We start from the raw sequence: 20962 nt of genomic DNA, 5'->3' as shown, positions 1-20962 counted from the left end.
CTTTTAAAAAGTTAACCAGTCCCCTCCACTGCCTTTGACAATTAAGTCAGAAAGGGCAATAGGTTTTGGCTGCGGCGAAAGGAGAAGCGATAGAGGATCAATGGCATATTCTTTCATGGCCTGCTCACAGATATAGAGAGAGGCATTCATACCAGCTAAGCCACTTAGAAGTAGTTGAAAATCCGCTAAACCTTGTTCTTCGAGGCGTTTATCCATTGTCATAGCGCTTTCACCGTTATGGGTTTTAAACATGACCCATTGATCTTGAACAAGTGCTTTGGCTGCTTCTTTCCCAAAGTAAAGATAGGTTTTTTGACCCATTGAACAGGCACTGGTTGCAGTGAGCAACGCCTGATGAATTGTTTCAGCGCTGGGGGTAATCACCATGATTGTCATTGGCCTTGTCGCCATTAGCTGTCTCCACATGCAGAGCAGGCAGGATCTTTTGGTAATTTGACCATGCGGCTTTTTAACGTCATCGCGTCAAAGAAAGTAATTTGACCGGCTGTTGAGGGGCCGAAGTCACTGATTTCCCGAATAACTTCTAGGGCTTGCATGCTCCCCATGACGCCTGCAAGAGCACCGATAATACCCACATCAGAACAGCTTCGTGCTTCAGATCTTGGCGGCGCAGAGGGAACGAAGCAACGATAGCAAGGGAGAGCTTCTCCCGCGTGTGGTTTGAAAACGGCCAACTGTCCATCAAATGGTCCCAAGGCAGCTGAAACGAGAGGCTTTTTGAGTGCAACGCACATATCTGAGACGAGGAGCCGTGTTTCAAAATTATCACATCCATCTGCAACGATATCATATTCCCCGATAAGTGCTTTTGCATTGTTTGCAGTGATTTTATATGGGTAAGTCTGGACGCAAACATCCGGGTTAAGCGAGTGTATGGCCTGTCTGGCGCTCTCTGTCTTTGAGGTGCCAATGTTTTCTGTCTTGTGAATGGTTTGTCTTTGAAGGTTTGAAAGATCTACACTGTCGTGATCTATGATGCCAAGAGTTCCTATACCAGCGGCCGCAAGGTAATGAAGAAGGGGGGAGCCAAGACCGCCCGCTCCGATGACAAGGACTTTAGCCTTAAGAAGCTTAAGCTGTCCTGCTCCACCCAGTTCACGTAAAACCAAATGCCGGCTATATCGATCCAGTTGATCGTCTGTAAGGTCTAAAAGGTCGGTATCTTGTGTCATTGTCTGAATCTTTTTTCTGTTTCGCAGGAACTAGTTTATTCTTTAGATTTTGACAAAGTCATTATTACAATTATTATTCACTTACTCACTCATTTTTTCACTTTAAATGCAAATAAAATGATTAGCTGAATGTGATGAATGTTTTCTGAAAGTTAAAGTTATTTGGATTATGTATAAAGAATTATTCAATCAATTGAAAAAAATATATTTTTCCGGTGACTTACGATCGTTTAAAAAACTCCTGACGTCGGCACCTTCAGGTTTTATGAATAGTGACTATTTAAGATATCTTACTGCTTTAGTAAACCGTCATGAGTGTAAAGATAGGTCTCTCTGGCAGAAAGATTATGATACTGGCTTGAGCTTGGGACTTCGTCAGACATATAGTAACCCTAAACTATCATTAGACTTAAGTAATATAAATGAAAATCAACATATCTTAATATGTGCTGAAGAAGGGTTAGGCGATTTTATTCGTCATTTGTTTTATGTTAATAAAATTATAGAGTTAGGATGCAAAGTTTCATTGCTGGTGCCTCCAAAAATCAAGCCCTTGGTTCAGTATAATTTTCATCAATGCAATGTTGTAAGCGAGATACCAGATGTAGTTTATGATATAATCTTAGCCTCAGGTTCTTTAGAAGGATTATTTTGGGATAAACAGGATGGAGCTCAGGGTTCTGGGTATCTAAAGGCTGAAGAAATATCGCTTTATCCCAATAAATTGCATAAAGCGATTGGTGTTTGCACGACATCTACTAAGGTTGATCCTGTAAGGGCTCTCAATTACACGACCCTTGTCGATTATGGGTACCTCTTCCAAGAGATAGAATTTACTTGCGTGTCTTTACAATATAGTCATGATTTGGACGAGATAAGAGAGGCAGAATCTACATTTTCGGACTCTCTAATTCATTTTCCCAGTTACGATTTTTTTAATGATATTAATACTTTAGCCTTTGTAATATCACAGTTAGATAAAGTTATATCTACATCAACGTTAGTAGCAGACCTATCAAATGCTTTAGGAATTTATACCTATAGAATTCACACCTTAGATACTCAATACAAGGCAGGGAATAGTAGAAGCAGGCAGTGTGATAGATTATGGTATGGGCAAGGTTGTGAAATTGTGTATAAATATAGTGATGAATCTTGGGAAGATTTTATGAGAATTCTCAAAAAAATAGTATTTCCAAATAAATAACGGGTTAAAATGACCGTCATGATTGCACATATTAATTCGGCTAAAAAAATCAACGATACTTCTGTTCACTCTTCATTCCTGGAAGATTACTTAACCTATATTCATCAACACGAAAGTAAGCAAACTCTATCAGAGTCTGATCTTTTGCAAATAAGGATGCTTCTTTCAATTGGGGGTAGTGTTCAACCCTATCCATCGATCAGCTGGGGAGGCGCGGAGAGTGGCCTATATTCAAATCTTGAAAATTTCCTAAAAAAAAGATCTAAATCTTTAGTTCAAAAACAGACTTCTAATTATGATATCATAATTGCTGAAGTAATTGATCAAGATCTTATAGATTGTTTAAATCCAGGGGGGATAGTTCGCGTCCCTTTGGATGTTAAAGTGACTCATCCTGACCTTGAACAAGATTTTGAATATTTTGGATATGGATTTTATAGAAAGAAAATTTCTAGTTCTGATTTTCAAGGGCTTATTCATGTTATCATCCCTGTTCATAATCGCTGTCAATTAACGTGTAAATGTTTAGACCTCTTGTATAAACAAACGATCTTCCATTCTTTAAATATTATTGTGGTTGATGATGGCAGCACGGACCACTTAGACAAAGCAATAGCTGACCATTATCCGGAGTGCACTTTGTTGACAGGCGATGGCAGCCTTTGGTGGGGAGGTGCTATTAATAAAGGCCTCGATTTTATTCGAGAAACGATAAATTCTGAAGATTTTTTTCTGTTTATGAATAATGATGTATTCTTGGAGCCCAACACCTTAGAGCAAATATTACTACAAGCTTTAAAAGATAGAGGTACATGCTGGGCGCCTATGTCAATTTCTGGAACAGAAGCAATTGCTTCTGGAGAATTAGGCCATACTTTATATCGGTTTGAACAAGCAGAAAGTTTATTTAGAAAAGAAGGAAGGACAATCACTGTAGAAACATTGTTTGGAAGGTGTACCTTGTTCAGTTCAGAAATCTTATCTAGTGTCCCCCGCATCGATACAGATTTATTTCCCCAATATTGGGGGGATTCAGACTTTTCACTTAGAATAAAAAACCAAGGCTATGCTCTTAAAGTCACTGCAAAGATATATTTTTCTGTGGAACATACTGAAGAAACTACGGGTAGCCATCATGTGTTTTTCGATCATAAACAATCTTTATCCAGTGTTTGGGATTATTTAACAAATATCAAAAGCTTAGGAGCTATTGCACCTGCATGGCACTTTCATAAAAGACATAATCCCAAGCATAAATATTCTTATGTCCTTAAAAGCGCCCTGAAAGCTATATCTAATTTAAAGCTATTATAGTTGCTGTTTTGGCAAGAGAGACTAATAGAGTGCCGTATGATGAATAAGAGAAAGACATTAAAGAAACTTACAGATCTTATTGATAGGCATCGATCGGGCAAGGTAAATCAATGCGTGATCGTCGATCAAATTAAACAGCTCTGGCTTACCAGTTCTAAAACAGAAGACATCCTTGTTGTTGTAGGGTTCGCTTTATTAGATATGAATGAGAGTCAGCAAGTTATCGATATTATTCAAGATGCTGCTCAGGTCATGGGTGAAACTGAATTAATTTATCAATTGTCTGGAAAAGCCGCTCTTCAACTTAATATGCCGGAAATGGCGGAGAAAGCATTTTCGAAAGCATGCATGATAAATCCTTCAGAGCAAACAAATTACCTTCATTTAGCAATCGCTCAAGCTGAAAAAGGTGATGTTGATCAGGCTATTGAATTACTCACTTCCACTCTTCAGCATTTTCCGGAATATGCAAAGATGTGGGATTTATTAGGGACTTATTTACTAGAATATCGAGGCGATACTGAGAATGGTAGAGTGTTTTTAAAACAGGCGCATGAACTTGATTCTGAAAATGCTGATATTTGCCATAATTTGGCTCTTTCATATCATGGGTTGGCTGAGGCTAAAGCTTATTATCAGAAGGCAATAAAATTGACTCCTGAAAACCCACAGGTGGCAGTATCATTTGCTTTATACCTATTGCCGAAATGTAAATTTATTGGTCCCAAATTATTTATTAATATGATGGATTATTATGAATCCCGTCATGCAGCTCAATTGGGTTCAGTCAAATTTCTTACTTATGAGCATTCTATCCCTGCCATAGAAGACAATCCTATCACGGACAAAACAATTTTGATTTTAAGTGAGCAAGGTATTGGCGACGAACTTTTATTTGCTTCTTTTTTACCTAAGCTCCTTAAAGAAGCTAAAAAAGTATTTTTATTATGTGACCCAAGACTTGAAGATGCCTATGCACGATCATTTCCGGAGGTGGAAATTTTATCCTATGTTGATGATGATCGATCTGGCTATAAAAAACGAAAGATTCCGTCACTTGATTCTGTTAAAGCTGAAATAGACAACTCTATCTATCTTGGGTCACTTATGAGGTATTTTGTCAAGAAATTCGACGACTTTATGGAGTTTAAAGGCGCGTACTTAAAAATTGATTCCAAACTACAGGCGGAGTTCAGAAGTCGTCTAGGATCTAAAAGCCGCCCACGTTTTGCTTTATCTTGGAAAAGTCAAAACATTAAAGGTGCCCGAAAAGGGTTATATCTTGATACAGAGTTATTGAAAAAGGCGCTCAGTAAAATAGAGGCTGATTTTTATGTCATTCAATATGTCTATTCAGAAGAAGAAAAAAATAATCTTAATTCCCTCTCAAATGTACATTTTATGAACGATATTGATTTCAAAAATAATATTGATGCAAACCTTGCATTACTTTCTTTGATGGATGCGAGTATTGGCCCAGTAACAACATCACAAATGTTAGCTTATGCCGTTGGGTGCCCTATGGTCGTTGTTACCAATGCAAAGTCGTGGATTATGCAATATCATAAAGAGACTGATAATTATGCCATTTTTGGAACACCTGTAGATTTTTTGAATATGAGTCTCTCGGAAAATTCCTATGAGGCCTTGGAGGATATTTTAAAGCCTCATATGATCGGTTAAAAGGGTACTCTTATTGATTGCTCTTGTGAACTTGGTTGTTAATCCATTGGTAGGTTTTTGAGAGCCCTTCTTTAAGAGTTTTACTTGGTGCCCATTCTAATTCAGCCTGAATTAATTTATTATCTGAATTTCTACCATTCACACCAACTGGTCCTGGAATATTATTTATAGTGATAGATTTACCAGAGAGTTCTGCAATCAATTTAGCCAGGTTATTAATCGATATCATTTCTTCTGAACCAATATTATACGGCCCTAGTTTATCTGAACGTAACAGTTTAATGGTGCCGTCTAAGCATTCATCTATATATAAGAATGAACGAGTCTGGGTACCAGGTCCCCAGACTTCAATTTCACCACCATCAGGAACTTCCGCAATTTTACGACATAACGCGGCCGGAGCTTTTTCTTTTCCGCCTGTCCACGTTCCCTCTGGACCAAAAATATTATGGTATCTTGCGACACGGCATTCCATATTATAATTGCGAGCGTAAGAAAGGTATAAGCGTTCAGAAAATAATTTTTCCCACCCATATTCACTATCTGGGTTTGCTGGATAAGCGCTATCTTCTGCGCAATTTGGATTATCTGGGTCTTCTTGATTATGCGAAGGATAAATACATGCAGATGAAGAATAAAATATCCTTTGACAGTTTCTTTTTCTAGCTGTTTCAAGAATGTTTAAATTTATTGTTGCTGAGTTATGCATAATATCAGCATCATTTTCACCAGTGAAAATATATCCGGCTCCTCCCATATCAGCAGCTAGTTGATAAATTTCATCAAACTTTTGATCGATCACTGCTCGGCATATCTGTTGATCTCTTAGATCAGCAATAACAAAATCATCAGCTTGTGTATCAGCATACTCAGGGAATTTTAAATCAACACCTCTTACCCAAAAGCCTTCAGACTTTAATCGATTAACAAGATGTGATCCGATAAATCCACCTGCACCCAGAACTAATGCTTTTCTCATACTATACCTTTCCCATGGAATTTATATTGAATAGACTTAGCAAGTATCATGCCTAACTTCAATTCTTACCCAATTTATTAAGAGGGCATTGAGGGTCTTTTATAGGCCTTAGGCCGATAATGAAATATGATTTCAGTGACATGGCTTAATATTTGCTTTAAGAGACTATGAGGCAAAAAATCAGGAAGTATGCGATGAAAATTTTAGTCTATCAGATGGGAAAAGTTGGATCTCTTTCAATCAGTCGACAATTAACAACACATACCCCTGTCTATAAATCGCATGTTCATTCACATGGGATTGCTGAATCTATTTTAAAAGACTACGCTGAAACTGATGAAGAAGTCTATATTATTACTGGAATCCGTGATTTATTGAGAAAGACAATCAGTGCCTTTTTTCAAAATTGTGATAAAGCCGGTAAATATTATTACATGGGAGAACAAGAGCACTTAAAGAATAAATCTGTAGATGAATTCGTTAGTTTTTTTGAAAGTAAATATGTCTTTAATTTGAAAAATACTGTCCTACCTTGGTTCACTCGATTTAATAATATAGTTGATCTAGACCTTTTTGACCATGTCTTTCCTCATCAAAAAGGACATCTAACCCTTCACAAAGGAAATATAAATCTATTCTGTTATCGGTTTGAAGATATCTCTAATATTGATATGGCTATAAGGAGATTTCTAAAAATCCCTGATTTTGAATTACCGCACATTAACATGTCGTCACAAAAATGGTATGCTTCTCATTACAAGGAATTTTTAGAAAAGTTTAAACCAACAGAAGAGATATTGGATTTAGTCTATCACTGTACCTCTATGCAGTATTTTTATAATGATATAGAGAGGCAGGCATTTATTGAAAAGTGGAGTTGAAAATTTGAAGACGCCTTCAAAATGATTCAGTGAGCATGGAATAATCAAAGAGTTTAAAATCTTGCTCATATAGCTTATTCACTAAAGCGATCTCTTTTGCACCATAATATTTTTCTTTCAATGTTCGAGCTGAAGTTGCATGCTCTACCCCTTCCTTTTCAGCACTTATGAATTGTGTTAACCCTGTTCTTTTTAAAAGTGTGGCCATATCATTTTCATAACTTTCTAACTTTCCTATAAGATCATATCGAATAGCTTGAGGTCGCGCGATTAAGTGTTGTGGTTTCCAATGTCTATCCATGGTAGGAAATCCTTGTTTTTCTAAAGCCAGCAGAAAATCGTGAAAGGATGGTATATCAACACCATCAAGACCAAGCTTTAGAACTCGAGGGTCATGGCGATTAGAAGCTTTAGCAATTTTTTCTAGGTACCCAGATAGAACTCTATCGTAAGGGTTTCTTACAAAGGTAAAAAGAAAGCAATCTGGATCAGCAACTAAACTTTTAAAACCGTCAAAGTTATCGCTCGGGGAAAGTAAGGGGGAATTAATTTTATCATGGGGTTTAAAATTAAAAACACTTCCATCCCCATTGGTTTCATTTAATTGAAGAAAACGAATGATTGAGGAGCTTGCGACTTTAGGTAACGCTAGATAGATGATTTTTAGCTTTTTAGACCAATGAAAAACAAAATCGTAATGATCTTTCGGTGATCCATGTGGGAAAATTGTTTCTATACTTATTTTCATTGAAACTTACCTAAATTGAATAATGACGATGTTTGCTGTAGACACCTATAGTTTATGAATAGCCGAGTTTTTTCATTACTTTTTCGCTTTTTTTATTTATTTTAGAAATTTGGTCTTTTGTGAATGTTTCCTGCCAACTGTTCTTTTTTCCTTTTCTAAAGAAATGTGGATTGACTTTTTTATACTGGTTGAAGTCTGTGAGAGTCATCCTTTTAGGGGAAATCTCTATGAATTCACTAATTCTTGCAAGGACTTGATCAAACTCTTCCAAAATGTCTTCAAATTTTATGATTAGAATATTTTTTGAATTTTCTATCCAGCTCGTATAATGATCATCCCAATGACCAGATTGAAGGTCTCCCCTCTTTAAGAATTCTTCTAGTAGCTCATCTCTAGATTTATGGGGGTGCGTAAATTGTTTTCTATAAGAAACAGCTGAGCTAATAGCTGCTCTAGGATCTCTCACAACATAAATAACTTTAGCATGTGTATAGAAGGGCCCAAATTGAGAGTGTGTTTTGATAATTGTAGGATGAGAAGAGGGTAAATTTTCCATGGCCTCTGGATATTTTGGATATTGATAATATTCCTCGTTAATGCACTCCCATTCCCCGTCTTTATGTCCTACAAACTCTCTAAGACTCTCATACTTACCAATATCAAGGCGATCATTGTACAATGAGTAATTATCTAAGCCAAAATTATGCTTAAAGATTGTGCGCATCAAAGTGTTTCCAGACCTTGGGAAAGAAGCAAGCCAGATAACATTAGAGTCATAATTGATTTGTTTATTGGGACTAGATTGGAGCTGGTTTTCTATTTGCTCAAACACTTCTATTTTTGACTGCTCATTTTTTTCTGAGAGCAAATGATAAACATAGGCTTCTTCTCGTCTTTCTTCATATAACCTTTGTACCTGTTTGTGAGGTATAAGCTTAACTTTAAGGCCGCATTTAGTCTCGCCCTTTAAAGGGTTGTGATAACAATCAAAAATTGTGTCTTTAATGGATAATGAGTAGTTGCTGTTATTCTGTCTGTCCCAAGAGGTTGACATCTCTCGTAGCAGTCTATTAACAGCAATTTGATCGTCTTTAACTTTTCTAGAAAGTGGTAAAAGGTCTTGGAAAAAACAGAGTGTTTTAAGGGAAGCTTTAAAATATAAAAACCCACAACAGATTACATGGCCCCAATCTGCTAGTACATCCCTTGGGAAAATCGTTCCTTGCGAAGCGATGATGTCAAATTCCAAATCATCTATGAGCGACATAGGGTTTTTAACCCAGAATGCATCAGCATCTGAATGAAGTGTGTTAAAGCCTGCTTCTAATATTATTTGTATTGTTTCCAGACGGAATACCCAGAGGTCACCCAGGCCCCCTGAAAAGGGATGAAGAGCAACATTATAACCTTTGTGAATGAAGGATTCGTATAGCTCAGCATCTAAAGCGATAAAAATGTAATTTTTCACACCGGAATTGATTACAGTTTGTATCCATTTTTCTGATACATCAGCATAATTACTATCACCAAAGGAAAGAGCTATCGTGTTATTGATAGCAAAGCGGTCAATTTTAGTAAGCAGATCCATTTTCCCTTTCTGTTTTATGATTTCCTCTCCTAGCAACTTGATAGGGATAGAATTATTTTCTGAATAGGCGCCTAAAAAATATGCAACGGCCCGCTCTAAGAGGAATCCATATTTATGTCTGAGTGCATCAATTTCTTTTTGCTGGTTAGATCGGTTTGCGATAGAGCTTTCATCGAACTTACTAGATTGTGATTTAAGACTTTCAAGAGGGTAAGTCTTGAGCAAATAGAGAGTGACTTCCTTCAACCAGTTTTGTAACTCGAAGAAAATAGCTTTTGGCACGATAAAAGTGCCTTTGAATGGGCCACGAGGTATCTTTTCAGACATGCTAAATTGATTGATGATATCAAGCATTTCCTCTGACTCTATAAGCGTTATATTACCAACTTCAACACTATAGATGCAAGCAGGATCAATGTCTAAAGAGGTAATATCTTCAAAACGGACAGCAGGCAGAAAAATCTTCGTGTCGCTTTCTTGACGCCATTTGGCAGAGAATTTTATGGGAATAGAATAGGTTGCGCAGAATATAAAGTCAGCTTGAGGCTCTATAGAGAGCAGGCCTAGATATTCTGAAAATATTGCTTTATTTACAATGGTGTCGAGACCACGGATTTTAAACTCTTTAGGTAAGGGGAGTTCGTTTAGATTAATGAAATCTATTTCAGGACATGATTGACCATAAAGAGCCTCCTCCTTTTTTTCTTCATTATGATAAAATACATAATAATCAATCGATGTCATGAGAATCCCCAAAGTGTCTTTTAATAACTCTATTTTATTTCAATGGTCTAGAGAAGTTTTTATTCAAAAATAATGCCAAATGCATCTTCCTCTAGATATGACTTTGACAGAGCTTCAACGGATTGGATGAGTTTCCAGAGAATTATTTCGTAGCTGTGAGGATAACTCTGATCCGTCCATAGTCAGACTCTGATGGTAGCCAAGAAAGAAGGAGGGGTTTCTCTCCAAATCGTTGAGTCGAGACACTATTGAACCCGGCGGACTGAGCGATGTCTTTAAAGTCTTTAGGGAAAAAATAATTTCTGACAGTTGGATCGGGATTGTAATTATTCATCAAGCTATCGACGATCGAAAATATTTTATATTGAGCGTTGGGTGTAATGATCACAACTGTTCCATTTGGCTTCATGACTCTCCTGATTTCGGAAAGGAATGTTTTGACGTTTTTGACATGGCCAATGACATGCATGCAGCATATGACATCAAAACTATTCTCTAAAAAAGGTATGTTTTCGCCGTCATAGGTCTGAAATTTATCCTTTTTGTTTGGAAAGTTTTTATGAGCAGAATCGATAGCAGCCGTGGAAATATCTATGCCCTCAAAAGAAACATCTAGCAGAGACGACAGTATTTCGGTACCACTACCATCATTACAGCCAATGTCCAGCGCCCTGAAATTTGAAGAAATTTGGATGTCCTCAAAAGCTTTGCTTGCTTCTTCTTTCCATAGAGATTTTTGAGAAAAATCTCCCATTCTTTGTGAATAGTTATTGTTGTAAAGATGATTTTTTTCTTTTGAATCACGAATGAATGCTTTTTTGTAATCAGAGAGAATTTTTATGAAATTTGAAGGAAACATAATTTTTCTCTTACTTTTCTTCACGTGGTGTTATGGCAAGACGTACATTCCACTTTTGACCATTCTCATCTACAAAATAAGCAGAATCTGTATCATTGAACTGATACCCTCTAATGATATTCAAAATTTCATTTACTGAAAGATTTTGAGCTAAGTCTATGCATTTCTGTTCATCTCTCTCTGACTTTTTAAAGTAGGATACTTCTTCAGTAGAAATTTTATAGCTGTAATTACCTATACATAAATCTTTCCAGTTCTCTTTCAGGAGGGCAAGCATCATGGCCTGTTGTTTGTCATACAATGACCCTCCCGTATCATCCTTTAAGACTGGAAAAGCACGTTGATCAATGATGGGACCTTGATCAATTTGAGCTGTTACTCTGTGCAAAGATGCACCACTTTCTTTCAAATTTAACAGGAACGTCCAAATATTTGCGCCTGAGCCTCCAAGAGCGGGTAGAAGAGAATTATGCAAATTATAGACCCCCAAGGGAAATTTTTTAATCAGATCTGATTTAAAAATATAGGATGACCAAAGAGAGAGAGCGATATCGCAACCGTTATCTTCAAAAAACTCTATGCCTTTCTCTTTAATTTCCGAATAATCTATAACTGAGCTAGGCGATAAATTTAGTGTTTCAATTATTTCTTCTCTATCAGTAGCAGTTGATTTTGGATGTAAAACCAGAACAGCAATATTTGCCTGGATTGATTTTAAAAACTGGGCCCCTTTTAGACCTAAAGTACCATTAGCAAATAAAGCAATTTTAGGGGCTGAAACTAAATTGACTAACTCTTCTGTGATAAAATCTAAGCCAAATCGCCGGACTAAAGCGTCTGCGAGGGGCTGTACAAAGTCGAAATCTCTTTTTTCGTCTACAGTTACTCTTAGGGCGGGAAAGTGGCATTGAGTTTTTGCTATGTAATGAAATGTTTTTATGGCCATCGACTGTAACATAAATGGCTCAATATGCTCTCGGGAGGGGTCGTTCAAACCGCAAGATTTATCCGTTAATTTAAGAGCTTCTAGTGAGAAGATAGCGCATCCAACGCCGTAAGGCAGGGATGGTTGATCAAAGGTGGCCAGATGGTCAATATCATTCCTAGAATGATAAAAAGTAATGAGCTCATCAATGAGCCTCGGGTCTGTAAGAGGATTATCAGCACAAACTCTTACAATAGTCTCAGCGTCTGTGGCAATTGCGGCCTTTAGAAATCTAGACAAAACATCCTCTTCATCGCCGCGGAAGCATTGGATGGTATGATTATTAGAAATTTTTTCTATAGGGTCATTTGCTGGGTCTTTCCCCGTCGTTAGAACAACTTCTTGGACATTTGCAAGTTTTGATAGGCGCGTAAGTAAGAAATCGAGCATGGTCATATTCCCTAGAAAAGGCATAAGCGCTTTTCCAGGTAAACGAGTAGATCGCACCCTACACTGAATGATTAGTATCGTCTTTCCGTTAGTCATGATTTAAACTTTTATCTAAAATTCTATCTAATCCATTTCCATCTATAAGTTTTTTCGCGGCAGTAGAAATTCTCTCCAACTCTTGCCGTGACCTTAAGAGTTGCTCAACTAGGGTTACAGCCTTTTCTATAGAGTCTGGGTTATGCCATTCTCCAGCATAAATACCCCCTCCAGCACTACAAAATTCTTTCGCAATTTCTACTTGATGATCTTGAACAGCAAATACAATACTGGGTAAACCTACATAGGCGGCTTCATATTTAGAATAGCCCCCACTCATAATTGCTACAGTTGATTGTCTCATTAATGAAATTAAATCGCCCACATAGCCATGAATAGTTGCATTAGGGATAATCTTTGAAATCATGTTACTGAAAGTGGGCGTAGAATTGGCGCCTAAAACTATACTAATTCTTAGGTTGCCTTTAGGGTCTGTCTTTTTGAATTGTTTAGCTAAATTTTCATAGATGGTTTCATGTCCAGCTCCGCCTCCAAGGACGATCAATACATCCCATAGCTTCTCGGGAGGATGAACGATATCATCAGGGTAGTCTCTTTTGATAACAAAATATGGAAGGCCACTGTAGATTTTGCACTTTCCTTTATCTGAGTGTCTGGGTTGTTTGAGGAGCTGAGCTCTCACAATTCGATCCTGGGTTCTAAATAGTTCTGTAAAGTTTATTTTTGCAAGCTCATCAAAAACTATAAGTTGCATGGATTTTTTTTGAAGTTTCTCAATTTCAACTGATGTATATGTATATTGATCTAAGAAACAGAGATCGCATGATGGAATGTCATCATTATTCTTGTCACTATCCTCTATTATAAAAGGACCTTGATCAATTGCCCTAAAGGCTTGAGCTAGGGGAGTATCTAACCTTAATATGAGGCGATTTTTTATATTCCTATGGTTCAGAAAATCACGAATAGTAACACCCCGCATCACATGCCCCCACCCTTCGGCAATAGATCCGCGGACAATAATGTTGGCTGTTAGATAAGGAGAAGTCATAAATCAACTATTCTAAATAGAAACGCGTCGAGCAATATCATGAATTTGTTGTTCACAGTGGCGTACGCCCATCCAATGGTCCCCAATAATTTCTTCTGTTAGAGTAATATGATCTACTAATTCCCTCATGCTGTCTGGGTTCATGGAGAAAGAGTGATCAGGTCCCTCTAAGCTATTATCAATAGTGAAGTGCTTTTCAATACAGGTTGCTCCCATCGCGACAGCTAGACCGCTCACTTTATAGCCTACTGAATGATCTGAATAGCCAATGTCTCTTTTGAGTTCTGTTTGTAGTTTTTTGATGACGGCTAAATTCGCATCTTTATTTGCCATAGGGTAGGACGAAATACAGTGCATTGGTATAATATCGTTATGATAGGACTGTATTGTTGCGATCACAGTTTTCACTTCATTGAGTGTATTTTGACCTGTAGAAAAGTAGGTTGGCAGTTGTAAACTAGCAACCCCGCGAACCAACTCAAGATTTGTGGTTTCGAAGGAGGCAATTTTTACACCGTTTAAATGTTCTGATCGACAATCTTCAACAGAAGGCAGGTCAAAAGGTGTCGTCATCACTTTTAAACCTTTATCTTGAGCATGACGCCACAAGTTCAATTCCTGGTCGAAGGGAAGGTGATATTTTTCAAAGGTCTCAATGAATGGATTGTCGGAGTTAAATCTGAGTTCAGGACGATAGGTTTGGAATTTAACCGCTTGTACGCCGCAGTCATAGGCAGAATCAATGATACGCCGGCCCATATCAAATGATCCATTATGATTTATTCCTATTTCAGCAATGAGTAACGTTTTCATTTGTAAAAATATCTTTCTGTTCGTGTCAGAAAGGACTGACTATTATTGATTTGGATAAAAACTTAACAACGAAACCATATCCTGTCCAGACTATATCAAAGTATGATAGCACTGAAAAAAGCTATAAAAAACTTACTATTAACAATAGAATTCATCTATTTTCTAGCCAATCATGAAAATATATATATATTTTGAACGTAATTATTAAGCTGATGGTTCATCAGTATTCAACAAGAGGTTTAGAGATGAAATATTTGATTACAGGTGGTATGGGCTTTCTTGGTTCTCATCTGGCTGAAGAACTTCTCAAAAGAGGCAATGAGGTTACATGTCTAGATCTTTTTGAAGAAAAAAGGTGTACGCATTTTAGAGATTGGGAGACCTACAGACTAGTGATTGATACTATTCTGAATAAGCCTCTCGTTACGCAGCTTGTAAGGAGTGCTGATGCTGTCATCCATTTAGCCGCCATAGCAGAGCCGCAGCAATATGTTCAATTGCCAAGAAAAACAATTGAGGTGAATTTAAAAGCTTCTTTAGCTATTTTAGAAGAAGTAACTGCGACAAATAAACTATTCTTTTTCTCTTCAACATCAGAAATTTACGGTAAAAACACAGTCCAACCCTTTAGAGAAGATAGTGATCGAATTCTAGGGTCAACGGACATTAATAGATGGTGCTATTCAAGCGCTAAGGCAATGGTAGAGCACTATATCAATGCGCTTCACCAAGAGCAACTTCTTGAATTTGTCGGTATAAGGATTTTTAATTGCTACGGGCCGCGCTTAAAGGGCCGGGTCGTTTCAAAATTTATAGACCAAGTCCAATCCGGCAAGCCTATTGTTATACACGGTGAGGGGGCTCAGCAGAGATGCTTTACCTATGTTTCTGATCTTGTGAATGGGATTATTTCCCTTATTGAAACTAAGTCCTCTCACGGCTCATTTTATAATATAGGCAACCCCAAAGAAGAATATTCTGTCAAGCAGCTAGCACAGGTGGTGAGCGAACAGCTAAATCAAGAGAATTACCCAATTACTCATGTAGACCGTGCTGCTTATGGTCCAAGCTATCAAGACCTTGATCGTCGGGTCCCGAGTATTGATAAGATTTCCAAAGCAATTAATTGGTCTCCTACAGTTTCACTGCAAGAGGGTATATCAAAAATGATCGAATACAATAACACTTTTGGAAATAATTCATGAATATAAATTATGCTCAACATTTCATAGATGATGAGGAAATTGAAGCAGTTTTTGAGTTACTAAAAGATGGATGGCTAGCAAGAGGTCCCATACTAGATCAGTTTGAAGATGCATTCACAAAATATATTGGATGCTCGCATTCAATCTCCTGTGTCAACGGAAGTGCAAGCTTAGAAATCATTTTAAGAGCTTTAGGGATTGGCGATGGAGATGAAGTTATCGTACCGAATGTCACGTGGGTTTCTACGGCCTCCGCAGTCAATCTAACGGGTGCAGTGCCTGTACTTTGTGACATAAGCTCCCATCTGCCCAACTTATGTATTCATGAGGTTGAAACCTGTATCACCCCTCGAACAAAAGCTATTATTCCTGTTCATTTTGCAGGGATTTCCATTGATATGGAGGCTTATCATCAACTATGTCAGAGATATGGGCTTCATCTCATTGAAGACGCAGCACATGCTGTTGGAGGTCATTATGAGGATGGTACAAAAATTGGATCTAGCCCGCTTTCTATCGCTGCAAGTTTTAGTTTCCATCCTGCGAAAAATATGACGACGGGTGAGGGAGGTATGATAACGACTAGGGATAAAAACCTTGCTCAAAAACTGGCCAAAATCAGAAGTAATGGTGTTATTCGGAATGCAAATAATGGAATTGGAAAGGCAATGTATGATTGTACCGAAATTGCCAGTAATTATCATTTAAATGGTCTTGCTGCATCTCTTGGTATTTGTCAACTTAAACGTCTTGATGAGTTTGTTTCAAAGCGTCAGATGCTATGGGAGACATATGCAGGTTTATTAGATGGAATTCCAAACATAAATTTAATTCCTCATCCGCAAAGCTCGGCCTTTAATCTTTGTATTATTACAGTCAAAAAAAATAGAGATGACTTGCTCGTATGGCTTAATAATGAAGGAGTTGGGGCTTATTACCATTATCCTTTGTTGAGCGAGCTTACAGTTTATAAGGATCAAAAAAAATGTCGGTTTGGCAATGATTTTAGCAATGCTTTAGAATACAATAAGACAGCGTTAACTTTACCTTTGCATCCAAGCTTAGATAAAGAGCACATAGAATATATTGTTGATACAATTAAAAAATGGTTAGATCAGTGATTGACTATTCAACACTTGAAGAATTGGCGGTCTTTTTAAAAGATAAAAAAGTTGTTCTTTACAATGAAGAACGATTTGACAGGCTTTTCTTGAACACTAAGACGACCTTGAATGACTTTTTCTTCGTTCGATGTCATTTTAAAAATGAAGGAAATAAAGTCGATAGTTTCTTCACAATTTCTAAGTATGAAGGACATCAAAAATCTAGTCGTACCTTTCGCATAGGGTATTCATATTGCAGTTCGAACTCATTTAGAACGATGCAAAAAAAAGCAATAGACTCAAATAATATCAAAAACCTAATCAATTATTCCTATAACAATCTGCCTGTCGGCCTTCATGCGTGGGAACAAGTCCTAAGGCGCTATGAGAATGCATTCGAAATGCCTGTTTCCCATGAGGTAATAAAAACCTTAGCAAGCGTTATTTGCTATCATAAGGCGTTGGTAGATTTTGTCACGGATGTTATAAAATATATTTTTCCTCACTTTTATTTTAATGGTCATGACTGTTATGAACATGCAACTCTGAAGAATATTTTTATTCAGGCTAAAGTCCCCTCTTTGACATTATACAAATATATGTACAACCCAATCTATAGGGGGGCTGAACTCAATTATAATAAATCTACCAGAATTCACCATTCGCGTCGCTTTACAGCCATGAAAAAAAATCATCACAGTTCTATATGGGATACTCATGCAAAGGCTGCATATCAAAAGCTTGAGCTGGTTACTAAAGACTATAATCAATTAAATTATATGCGTATTGATCCGAAACATACGGCGCATAAAGAAGCAAAATATGAAGAGTTAACGGGATTGATCCAGTTGAAAAGTCTTGATAAAGAGGGGCGCTTTTTGGGAACTTTGGGGCAAAGGCAACTGAGTAAGGAGGATCAAATTTATGTGTTAGCTCTGCATTCATTTGCGGATGAAGCCACTGTGTATGGTATTGATGATTTTATCCATATGTTTGATTATTATCAATCAATTGTACAAGCAATTTCAGTAGAACATCCAGATGCTATTATTGCAGTCCGATTTCATCCCAATGCTAAAGGTATAAAGCATGCAGTACATGACAAAGACTGCCTTCTTCAACGGCAACTCTTTCAATATCTTTATCAAAACTATAAGAATATCATTATCTCCTCTTGTGAGAGCCGTATGCAAGAATTAGCTAAAGAGTATTCTATTTCTGTCGTCACGCGCTGGGGGACCATAGGATTAGAATGCATCCATTTGAATATTCCAATTATTTGTTCTGCTTTAGCTCTGTATGCTGACTATTTAGATAGTCATTACGTAATAGAATGTCGTGATGATTTAAAGAAGGTTATCTCAGCCCAAAAGAGCTTTATGAATGATCGATCATTGATCAACTACGATAAGCAACATATCTATTCTTTGGCAGCGGCACTTTTTTATCATGAAGATGGAAGATTAAGGTCTCCAGCATTTTTTTATAGTCCTGAAGGCACGGAGTATCTCAATCTAAGCCCTGAAGATATTGAGGGTCAAGCAGTTCAGGATTTGAGACATTATCTTTATAAGAATTGTGAAAACCATGAAGATAGAGCAATGGTTGCGGATATCTTAGGGTGGTCATGCCCTGAGGAAAAAATGCAATGAAAGTGATCAAAATTCAATTTTAGCGAATGATTACATCGTCTAAAGTCTCAAGGAGTTTTGTAACAGGGCTATATATTTTTTCTATAGAATTTATCAGACTTAAGCTCAGAGTATTTGACATTGATGTTCTTGGCAGCTGCGGAGCAAATTGCTCTTTGAAGCTATCATCTAATCCTAAATATTTCTGAATTGTATCTATGTTATCCCACATTTTTTCATAACGAATAAACAGAACGGACTGTTTCTTAAAATCTAACCAGTTTTGAACATAGTCCTCTAGATCTAAATAATCTTCCCCATTGGCAATGAATTTCTCTAGGTCCCATGTCTCATCGATCTTGTCAGATCTGCCATATAAATTATGGCAATGAATTTTTACCCATTTGGGATTGCCTTTGATGTTTTGAGGTGTAAATCCATGTTGTCGCGTGATATTTTCCCGTCTGGAGAAGAAAGATTGAAGCGCATCACTCGGTTTTGAGTGGATGAATAAAATTTTTTTAACAGCATGTTTTGAGAAATGCATAGTTGGATTTCGTATATGCTTATGAAAATGATCAGGATCTTTGGAACCCAAATGATTATAAAATGGGAGAATTTGCTTCACTAAAAATTTTGAACCGGAACCACCAAATGATGCGACGATAAATTCTTGCATTTAATATCCTAATTATGAGCAAAGTTAAATGAAGATTAAGCCAAGCTATTGCAGATAGTCTTAACATGCAAGTATTTCCAGGAGAACTAGAGAACCTGAAAAGCGATCGACCCTCCTTTGCTGATAGAGATAGGGATCACTTTGATTTTATATTTAGTTTGGAAATTATTAAAGGCTCTATAATCGCACTGATCATAATCTAACTCATAAAAATAATCATCAAAGATAAGAATACTTCCTTCTTGAAGACGATCCTTAACAGCCTCCAAAACATAGCTAGTCGATGAATATAAATCAGCGTCTAAATGGATCAGTCGAATGGCCTCGGTATGTCTTGTCAAAAAGTCAGGTAGTGTATCTTGAAAATATCCTTTCACAAGATCGACAGTGTCAGACACCTCAGGTTCTATACCGTGTAAATCAAAAAAATCTTTTTTGTGAAAGAGAGTCCAATCTTCGGGTAGACCACTAAAGCTATCAAACCCATAGACATGCTGGGCAGTTTCCTTGGCAAGGTGGGTGATAGAGGCCCCTTTGTAGACACCAAATTCTAAGACAAGGCCATCCACTTTTGCCGCCTGGCATGCCAATTTAAGATGGTTCATTCTATCCGAAGTATGGTCGACGACCTCGTTGGGAAATTTTGCTATTTCCGTGGCTATCCACTCCTGATGTTTTTCATGGTGGCTGATCAGAGTGATGCTCTCTTGATGCGATAAGAGCTTGGTCTCTGTTGCAATGGAAATGTTCTCTTTCTGGTATCCTAACTCTAATGCTTGTTGATAGATTTCATAGAAATGGATGCTTGCAATGATGAGCTGGTTCTCTGCGCAGGCACAAGACGCAGGGTCTTGAATAGGCACAGAGTGTCGTGTCTGATTCCAATTTGAGGCATTATTATCAACATAACAATCTGCGTTTAGATCAAAAGACTGGGTGATAGAGCGCGAAAGTAAGCCTGTACCCCAGATGATTAATTTTTTCATTTTACGCTCGCATCTTCCCTGTTAGTCAGTCTACTATACTGGTGAGATCAAAGAGGTCAAATTCATAAGGTAAATTTATGATTATAGCAATCGATGGCCCCGCGGCTGCAGGAAAAGGGACGCTTGCAAAGCGTCTGGCAAAACATTTTAATTTCTCTTATTTAGATACGGGCGCTTTATATAGGGCTGTCGCATTGACGATGCTGCGCGCGAAGCACAATCCTTCTGACATCGCCCTTGCTGCGCAGGTTTCTGCGCATCTAGATCTGGACATTTTAAGTGATCCAGACCTGCGCCGTGAAGAAACGGGTCAAGCGGCTTCCCAAGTGGCGGCCATTCCTGAAGTGCGTGCGAATTTGCTCAATTTCCAACGCCAGTTTGCGAGTCGGCCCCCAGAAGATAAGGCTGGGGCTGTTCTTGATGGGCGCGATATCGGTACAGTTGTCTGTCCGACGGCGGCTGTAAAAATATTTGTTACAGCGTCAGCAGAAGAACGTGCTAAAAGGCGATTTCATGAGCAAAAAGAAAGAGTTGGGCATGCAGACTATGATGAAATTTTAGCAGATGTCGTGTCCCGAGATGACCGTGATATGAACCGAAGTGATGCACCGCTGAAACCTGCAGAAAATGCGCACTTGCTAGATACCACAAAATTAGATATAGACGCCGTGTTTGATGTGGCTGTGAAGCTTGTGCAATCAGCACAGTAAATACCGCAGAAAACAAGACATATGGGCTTAGCTGAAAAGGGTCTCTTTTTCGGCTGGGTTTTTATTATTTTTTAACGCCCCAAAGTTCCAATAATGGAAAGGGGAAGTCCGCTAGATAGAAAGGGCATAGTGCTCTTTCAAAACCCTAGTCGGCAT

General features: G+C 37.7%; 19 protein-coding genes. 8 read left to right on the top strand and 11 right to left on the bottom strand.

Features of this window, described 5'->3' with window-relative positions:
• Positions 1–3: 3 nt before the first annotated feature.
• Both QGN29_RS03065 and QGN29_RS03060 read right to left on the bottom strand, forming a co-directional pair.
• Positions 4–411 (bottom strand): DsrE family protein, encoded by a 408-nt coding sequence (locus QGN29_RS03065; protein ID WP_310799203.1) that lies wholly within the window; start codon positions 409–411, stop codon positions 4–6.
• Positions 411–1193: a HesA/MoeB/ThiF family protein gene (locus tag QGN29_RS03060; protein ID WP_310799202.1), complete on the bottom strand. Its 783-nt coding sequence runs from the start codon at positions 1191–1193 to the stop codon at positions 411–413. Before QGN29_RS03060 ends, QGN29_RS03065 begins: the two co-directional genes overlap by 1 nt.
• Before the next feature lie 169 nt (positions 1194–1362).
• Between QGN29_RS03060 and QGN29_RS03055 the strand changes: the two genes are divergently transcribed.
• From QGN29_RS03055 to QGN29_RS03045, 3 genes are read left to right on the top strand one after another with little or no spacing between them, the layout of a single operon-like run.
• Positions 1363–2400 carry a hypothetical protein gene (locus QGN29_RS03055; RefSeq protein ID WP_310799201.1) on the top strand — a complete coding sequence of 346 codons (1038 nt, stop codon included), beginning with the start codon at positions 1363–1365 and terminating at the stop codon, positions 2398–2400.
• A gap of 9 nt (positions 2401–2409) precedes the next feature.
• On the top strand, positions 2410–3714 hold the full coding sequence (locus QGN29_RS03050; protein WP_310799200.1) for a glycosyltransferase family 2 protein: 1305 nt from the start codon (positions 2410–2412) through the stop codon (positions 3712–3714).
• 36 nt (positions 3715–3750) lie between these two features.
• The gene (locus tag QGN29_RS03045) at positions 3751–5397 is read left to right on the top strand and encodes a tetratricopeptide repeat protein (protein WP_310799199.1); all 1647 of its coding nucleotides are present in this window, start codon (positions 3751–3753) and stop codon (positions 5395–5397) included.
• 10 nt (positions 5398–5407) lie between these two features.
• Here the strand turns inward: QGN29_RS03045 and QGN29_RS03040 are convergent, their stop codons facing one another.
• Entirely contained in the window at positions 5408–6376 is a 969-nt protein-coding gene (locus QGN29_RS03040) for an NAD-dependent epimerase/dehydratase family protein (protein WP_310799198.1), read from the bottom strand.
• A gap of 194 nt (positions 6377–6570) precedes the next feature.
• On the opposite strand from QGN29_RS03040, the gene QGN29_RS03035 reads away from it, so the two are divergent.
• Positions 6571–7257 (top strand): putative capsular polysaccharide synthesis family protein, encoded by a 687-nt coding sequence (locus QGN29_RS03035; protein WP_310799197.1) that lies wholly within the window; start codon positions 6571–6573, stop codon positions 7255–7257.
• Between the two features lie 16 nt (positions 7258–7273).
• Here the strand turns inward: QGN29_RS03035 and QGN29_RS03030 are convergent, their stop codons facing one another.
• From QGN29_RS03030 to QGN29_RS03005, 6 genes are all read right to left on the bottom strand, one after another.
• Positions 7274–8005: a sulfotransferase family protein gene (locus tag QGN29_RS03030; protein WP_310799196.1), complete on the bottom strand. Its 732-nt coding sequence runs from the start codon at positions 8003–8005 to the stop codon at positions 7274–7276.
• Positions 8006–8057: 52 nt separating this feature from the next.
• Entirely contained in the window at positions 8058–10337 is a 2280-nt protein-coding gene (locus QGN29_RS03025; protein ID WP_310799195.1) for a sulfotransferase domain-containing protein, read from the bottom strand.
• A gap of 142 nt (positions 10338–10479) precedes the next feature.
• Positions 10480–11196, bottom strand: coding sequence for a class I SAM-dependent methyltransferase (locus QGN29_RS03020; protein ID WP_310799194.1), 717 nt, complete (start codon positions 11194–11196; stop codon positions 10480–10482).
• Between the two features lie 10 nt (positions 11197–11206).
• On the bottom strand, positions 11207–12595 hold the full coding sequence (locus QGN29_RS03015) for a formyltransferase family protein (RefSeq protein ID WP_375164666.1): 1389 nt from the start codon (positions 12593–12595) through the stop codon (positions 11207–11209).
• Positions 12596–12659: 64 nt separating this feature from the next.
• Positions 12660–13679, bottom strand: coding sequence for a glycosyltransferase (locus QGN29_RS03010; RefSeq protein ID WP_310799192.1), 1020 nt, complete (start codon positions 13677–13679; stop codon positions 12660–12662).
• Positions 13680–13691: 12 nt separating this feature from the next.
• On the bottom strand, positions 13692–14492 hold the full coding sequence (locus tag QGN29_RS03005; RefSeq protein ID WP_310799191.1) for an N-acetylneuraminate synthase family protein: 801 nt from the start codon (positions 14490–14492) through the stop codon (positions 13692–13694).
• 245 nt (positions 14493–14737) lie between these two features.
• Here QGN29_RS03005 and QGN29_RS03000 point away from each other — a divergent pair, with 245 nt between their 5' ends.
• From QGN29_RS03000 to QGN29_RS02990, 3 genes are read left to right on the top strand one after another with little or no spacing between them, the layout of a single operon-like run.
• Positions 14738–15697: an NAD-dependent epimerase/dehydratase family protein gene (locus QGN29_RS03000; protein ID WP_310799190.1), complete on the top strand. Its 960-nt coding sequence runs from the start codon at positions 14738–14740 to the stop codon at positions 15695–15697.
• The gene (locus QGN29_RS02995; RefSeq protein WP_310799189.1) at positions 15694–16818 is read left to right on the top strand and encodes a DegT/DnrJ/EryC1/StrS family aminotransferase; all 1125 of its coding nucleotides are present in this window, start codon (positions 15694–15696) and stop codon (positions 16816–16818) included. Before QGN29_RS03000 ends, QGN29_RS02995 begins: the two co-directional genes overlap by 4 nt.
• A complete protein-coding gene (locus QGN29_RS02990) occupies positions 16815–18452 on the top strand; it encodes a hypothetical protein (protein WP_310799188.1) in 1638 nt (545 codons plus the stop codon). Before QGN29_RS02995 ends, QGN29_RS02990 begins: the two co-directional genes overlap by 4 nt.
• A 19-nt stretch (positions 18453–18471) precedes the next feature.
• Here QGN29_RS02990 and QGN29_RS02985 read toward each other — a convergent pair whose 3' ends face one another.
• Complete coding sequence (locus tag QGN29_RS02985) at positions 18472–19110, bottom strand: hypothetical protein (protein WP_310799187.1); 639 nt, start codon at positions 19108–19110, stop codon at positions 18472–18474.
• 86 nt (positions 19111–19196) lie between these two features.
• Positions 19197–20096, bottom strand: coding sequence for a TylF/MycF/NovP-related O-methyltransferase (locus QGN29_RS02980; RefSeq protein ID WP_310799186.1), 900 nt, complete (start codon positions 20094–20096; stop codon positions 19197–19199).
• A 77-nt stretch (positions 20097–20173) separates the two neighbouring features.
• Here QGN29_RS02980 and cmk point away from each other — a divergent pair, with 77 nt between their 5' ends.
• Positions 20174–20806, top strand: a complete 633-nt coding sequence (cmk, locus tag QGN29_RS02975) for a (d)CMP kinase (RefSeq protein ID WP_310799185.1) — start codon at positions 20174–20176, stop codon at positions 20804–20806.
• The last annotated feature ends 156 nt before the right edge of the window (positions 20807–20962 follow it).

This window comes from Temperatibacter marinus, from assembly GCF_031598375.1.
Lineage (GTDB): Bacteria > Pseudomonadota > Alphaproteobacteria > Sphingomonadales > Kordiimonadaceae > Temperatibacter > Temperatibacter marinus.
This window is presented reverse-complemented; position numbering and strand designations above follow the sequence as displayed.

Coding starts and splice junctions, on each gene's coding strand:
- QGN29_RS03065 (WP_310799203.1), bottom strand. CDS start 411: ATGGCGACAAGGCCAATGACAATCATGGTGATTACCCCCAGCGCTGAA.
- QGN29_RS03060 (WP_310799202.1), bottom strand. CDS start 1,193: ATGACACAAGATACCGACCTTTTAGACCTTACAGACGATCAACTGGAT.
- QGN29_RS03055 (WP_310799201.1), top strand. CDS start 1,363: ATGTATAAAGAATTATTCAATCAATTGAAAAAAATATATTTTTCCGGT.
- QGN29_RS03050 (WP_310799200.1), top strand. CDS start 2,410: ATGACCGTCATGATTGCACATATTAATTCGGCTAAAAAAATCAACGAT.
- QGN29_RS03045 (WP_310799199.1), top strand. CDS start 3,751: ATGATGAATAAGAGAAAGACATTAAAGAAACTTACAGATCTTATTGAT.
- QGN29_RS03040 (WP_310799198.1), bottom strand. CDS start 6,376: ATGAGAAAAGCATTAGTTCTGGGTGCAGGTGGATTTATCGGATCACAT.
- QGN29_RS03035 (WP_310799197.1), top strand. CDS start 6,571: ATGAAAATTTTAGTCTATCAGATGGGAAAAGTTGGATCTCTTTCAATC.
- QGN29_RS03030 (WP_310799196.1), bottom strand. CDS start 8,005: ATGAAAATAAGTATAGAAACAATTTTCCCACATGGATCACCGAAAGAT.
- QGN29_RS03025 (WP_310799195.1), bottom strand. CDS start 10,337: ATGACATCGATTGATTATTATGTATTTTATCATAATGAAGAAAAAAAG.
- QGN29_RS03020 (WP_310799194.1), bottom strand. CDS start 11,196: ATGTTTCCTTCAAATTTCATAAAAATTCTCTCTGATTACAAAAAAGCA.
- QGN29_RS03015 (WP_375164666.1), bottom strand. CDS start 12,595: ATGCCTTTTCTAGGGAATATGACCATGCTCGATTTCTTACTTACGCGC.
- QGN29_RS03010 (WP_310799192.1), bottom strand. CDS start 13,679: ATGACTTCTCCTTATCTAACAGCCAACATTATTGTCCGCGGATCTATT.
- QGN29_RS03005 (WP_310799191.1), bottom strand. CDS start 14,492: ATGAAAACGTTACTCATTGCTGAAATAGGAATAAATCATAATGGATCA.
- QGN29_RS03000 (WP_310799190.1), top strand. CDS start 14,738: ATGAAATATTTGATTACAGGTGGTATGGGCTTTCTTGGTTCTCATCTG.
- QGN29_RS02995 (WP_310799189.1), top strand. CDS start 15,694: ATGAATATAAATTATGCTCAACATTTCATAGATGATGAGGAAATTGAA.
- QGN29_RS02985 (WP_310799187.1), bottom strand. CDS start 19,110: ATGCAAGAATTTATCGTCGCATCATTTGGTGGTTCCGGTTCAAAATTT.
- QGN29_RS02980 (WP_310799186.1), bottom strand. CDS start 20,096: ATGAAAAAATTAATCATCTGGGGTACAGGCTTACTTTCGCGCTCTATC.
- cmk (WP_310799185.1), top strand. CDS start 20,174: ATGATTATAGCAATCGATGGCCCCGCGGCTGCAGGAAAAGGGACGCTT.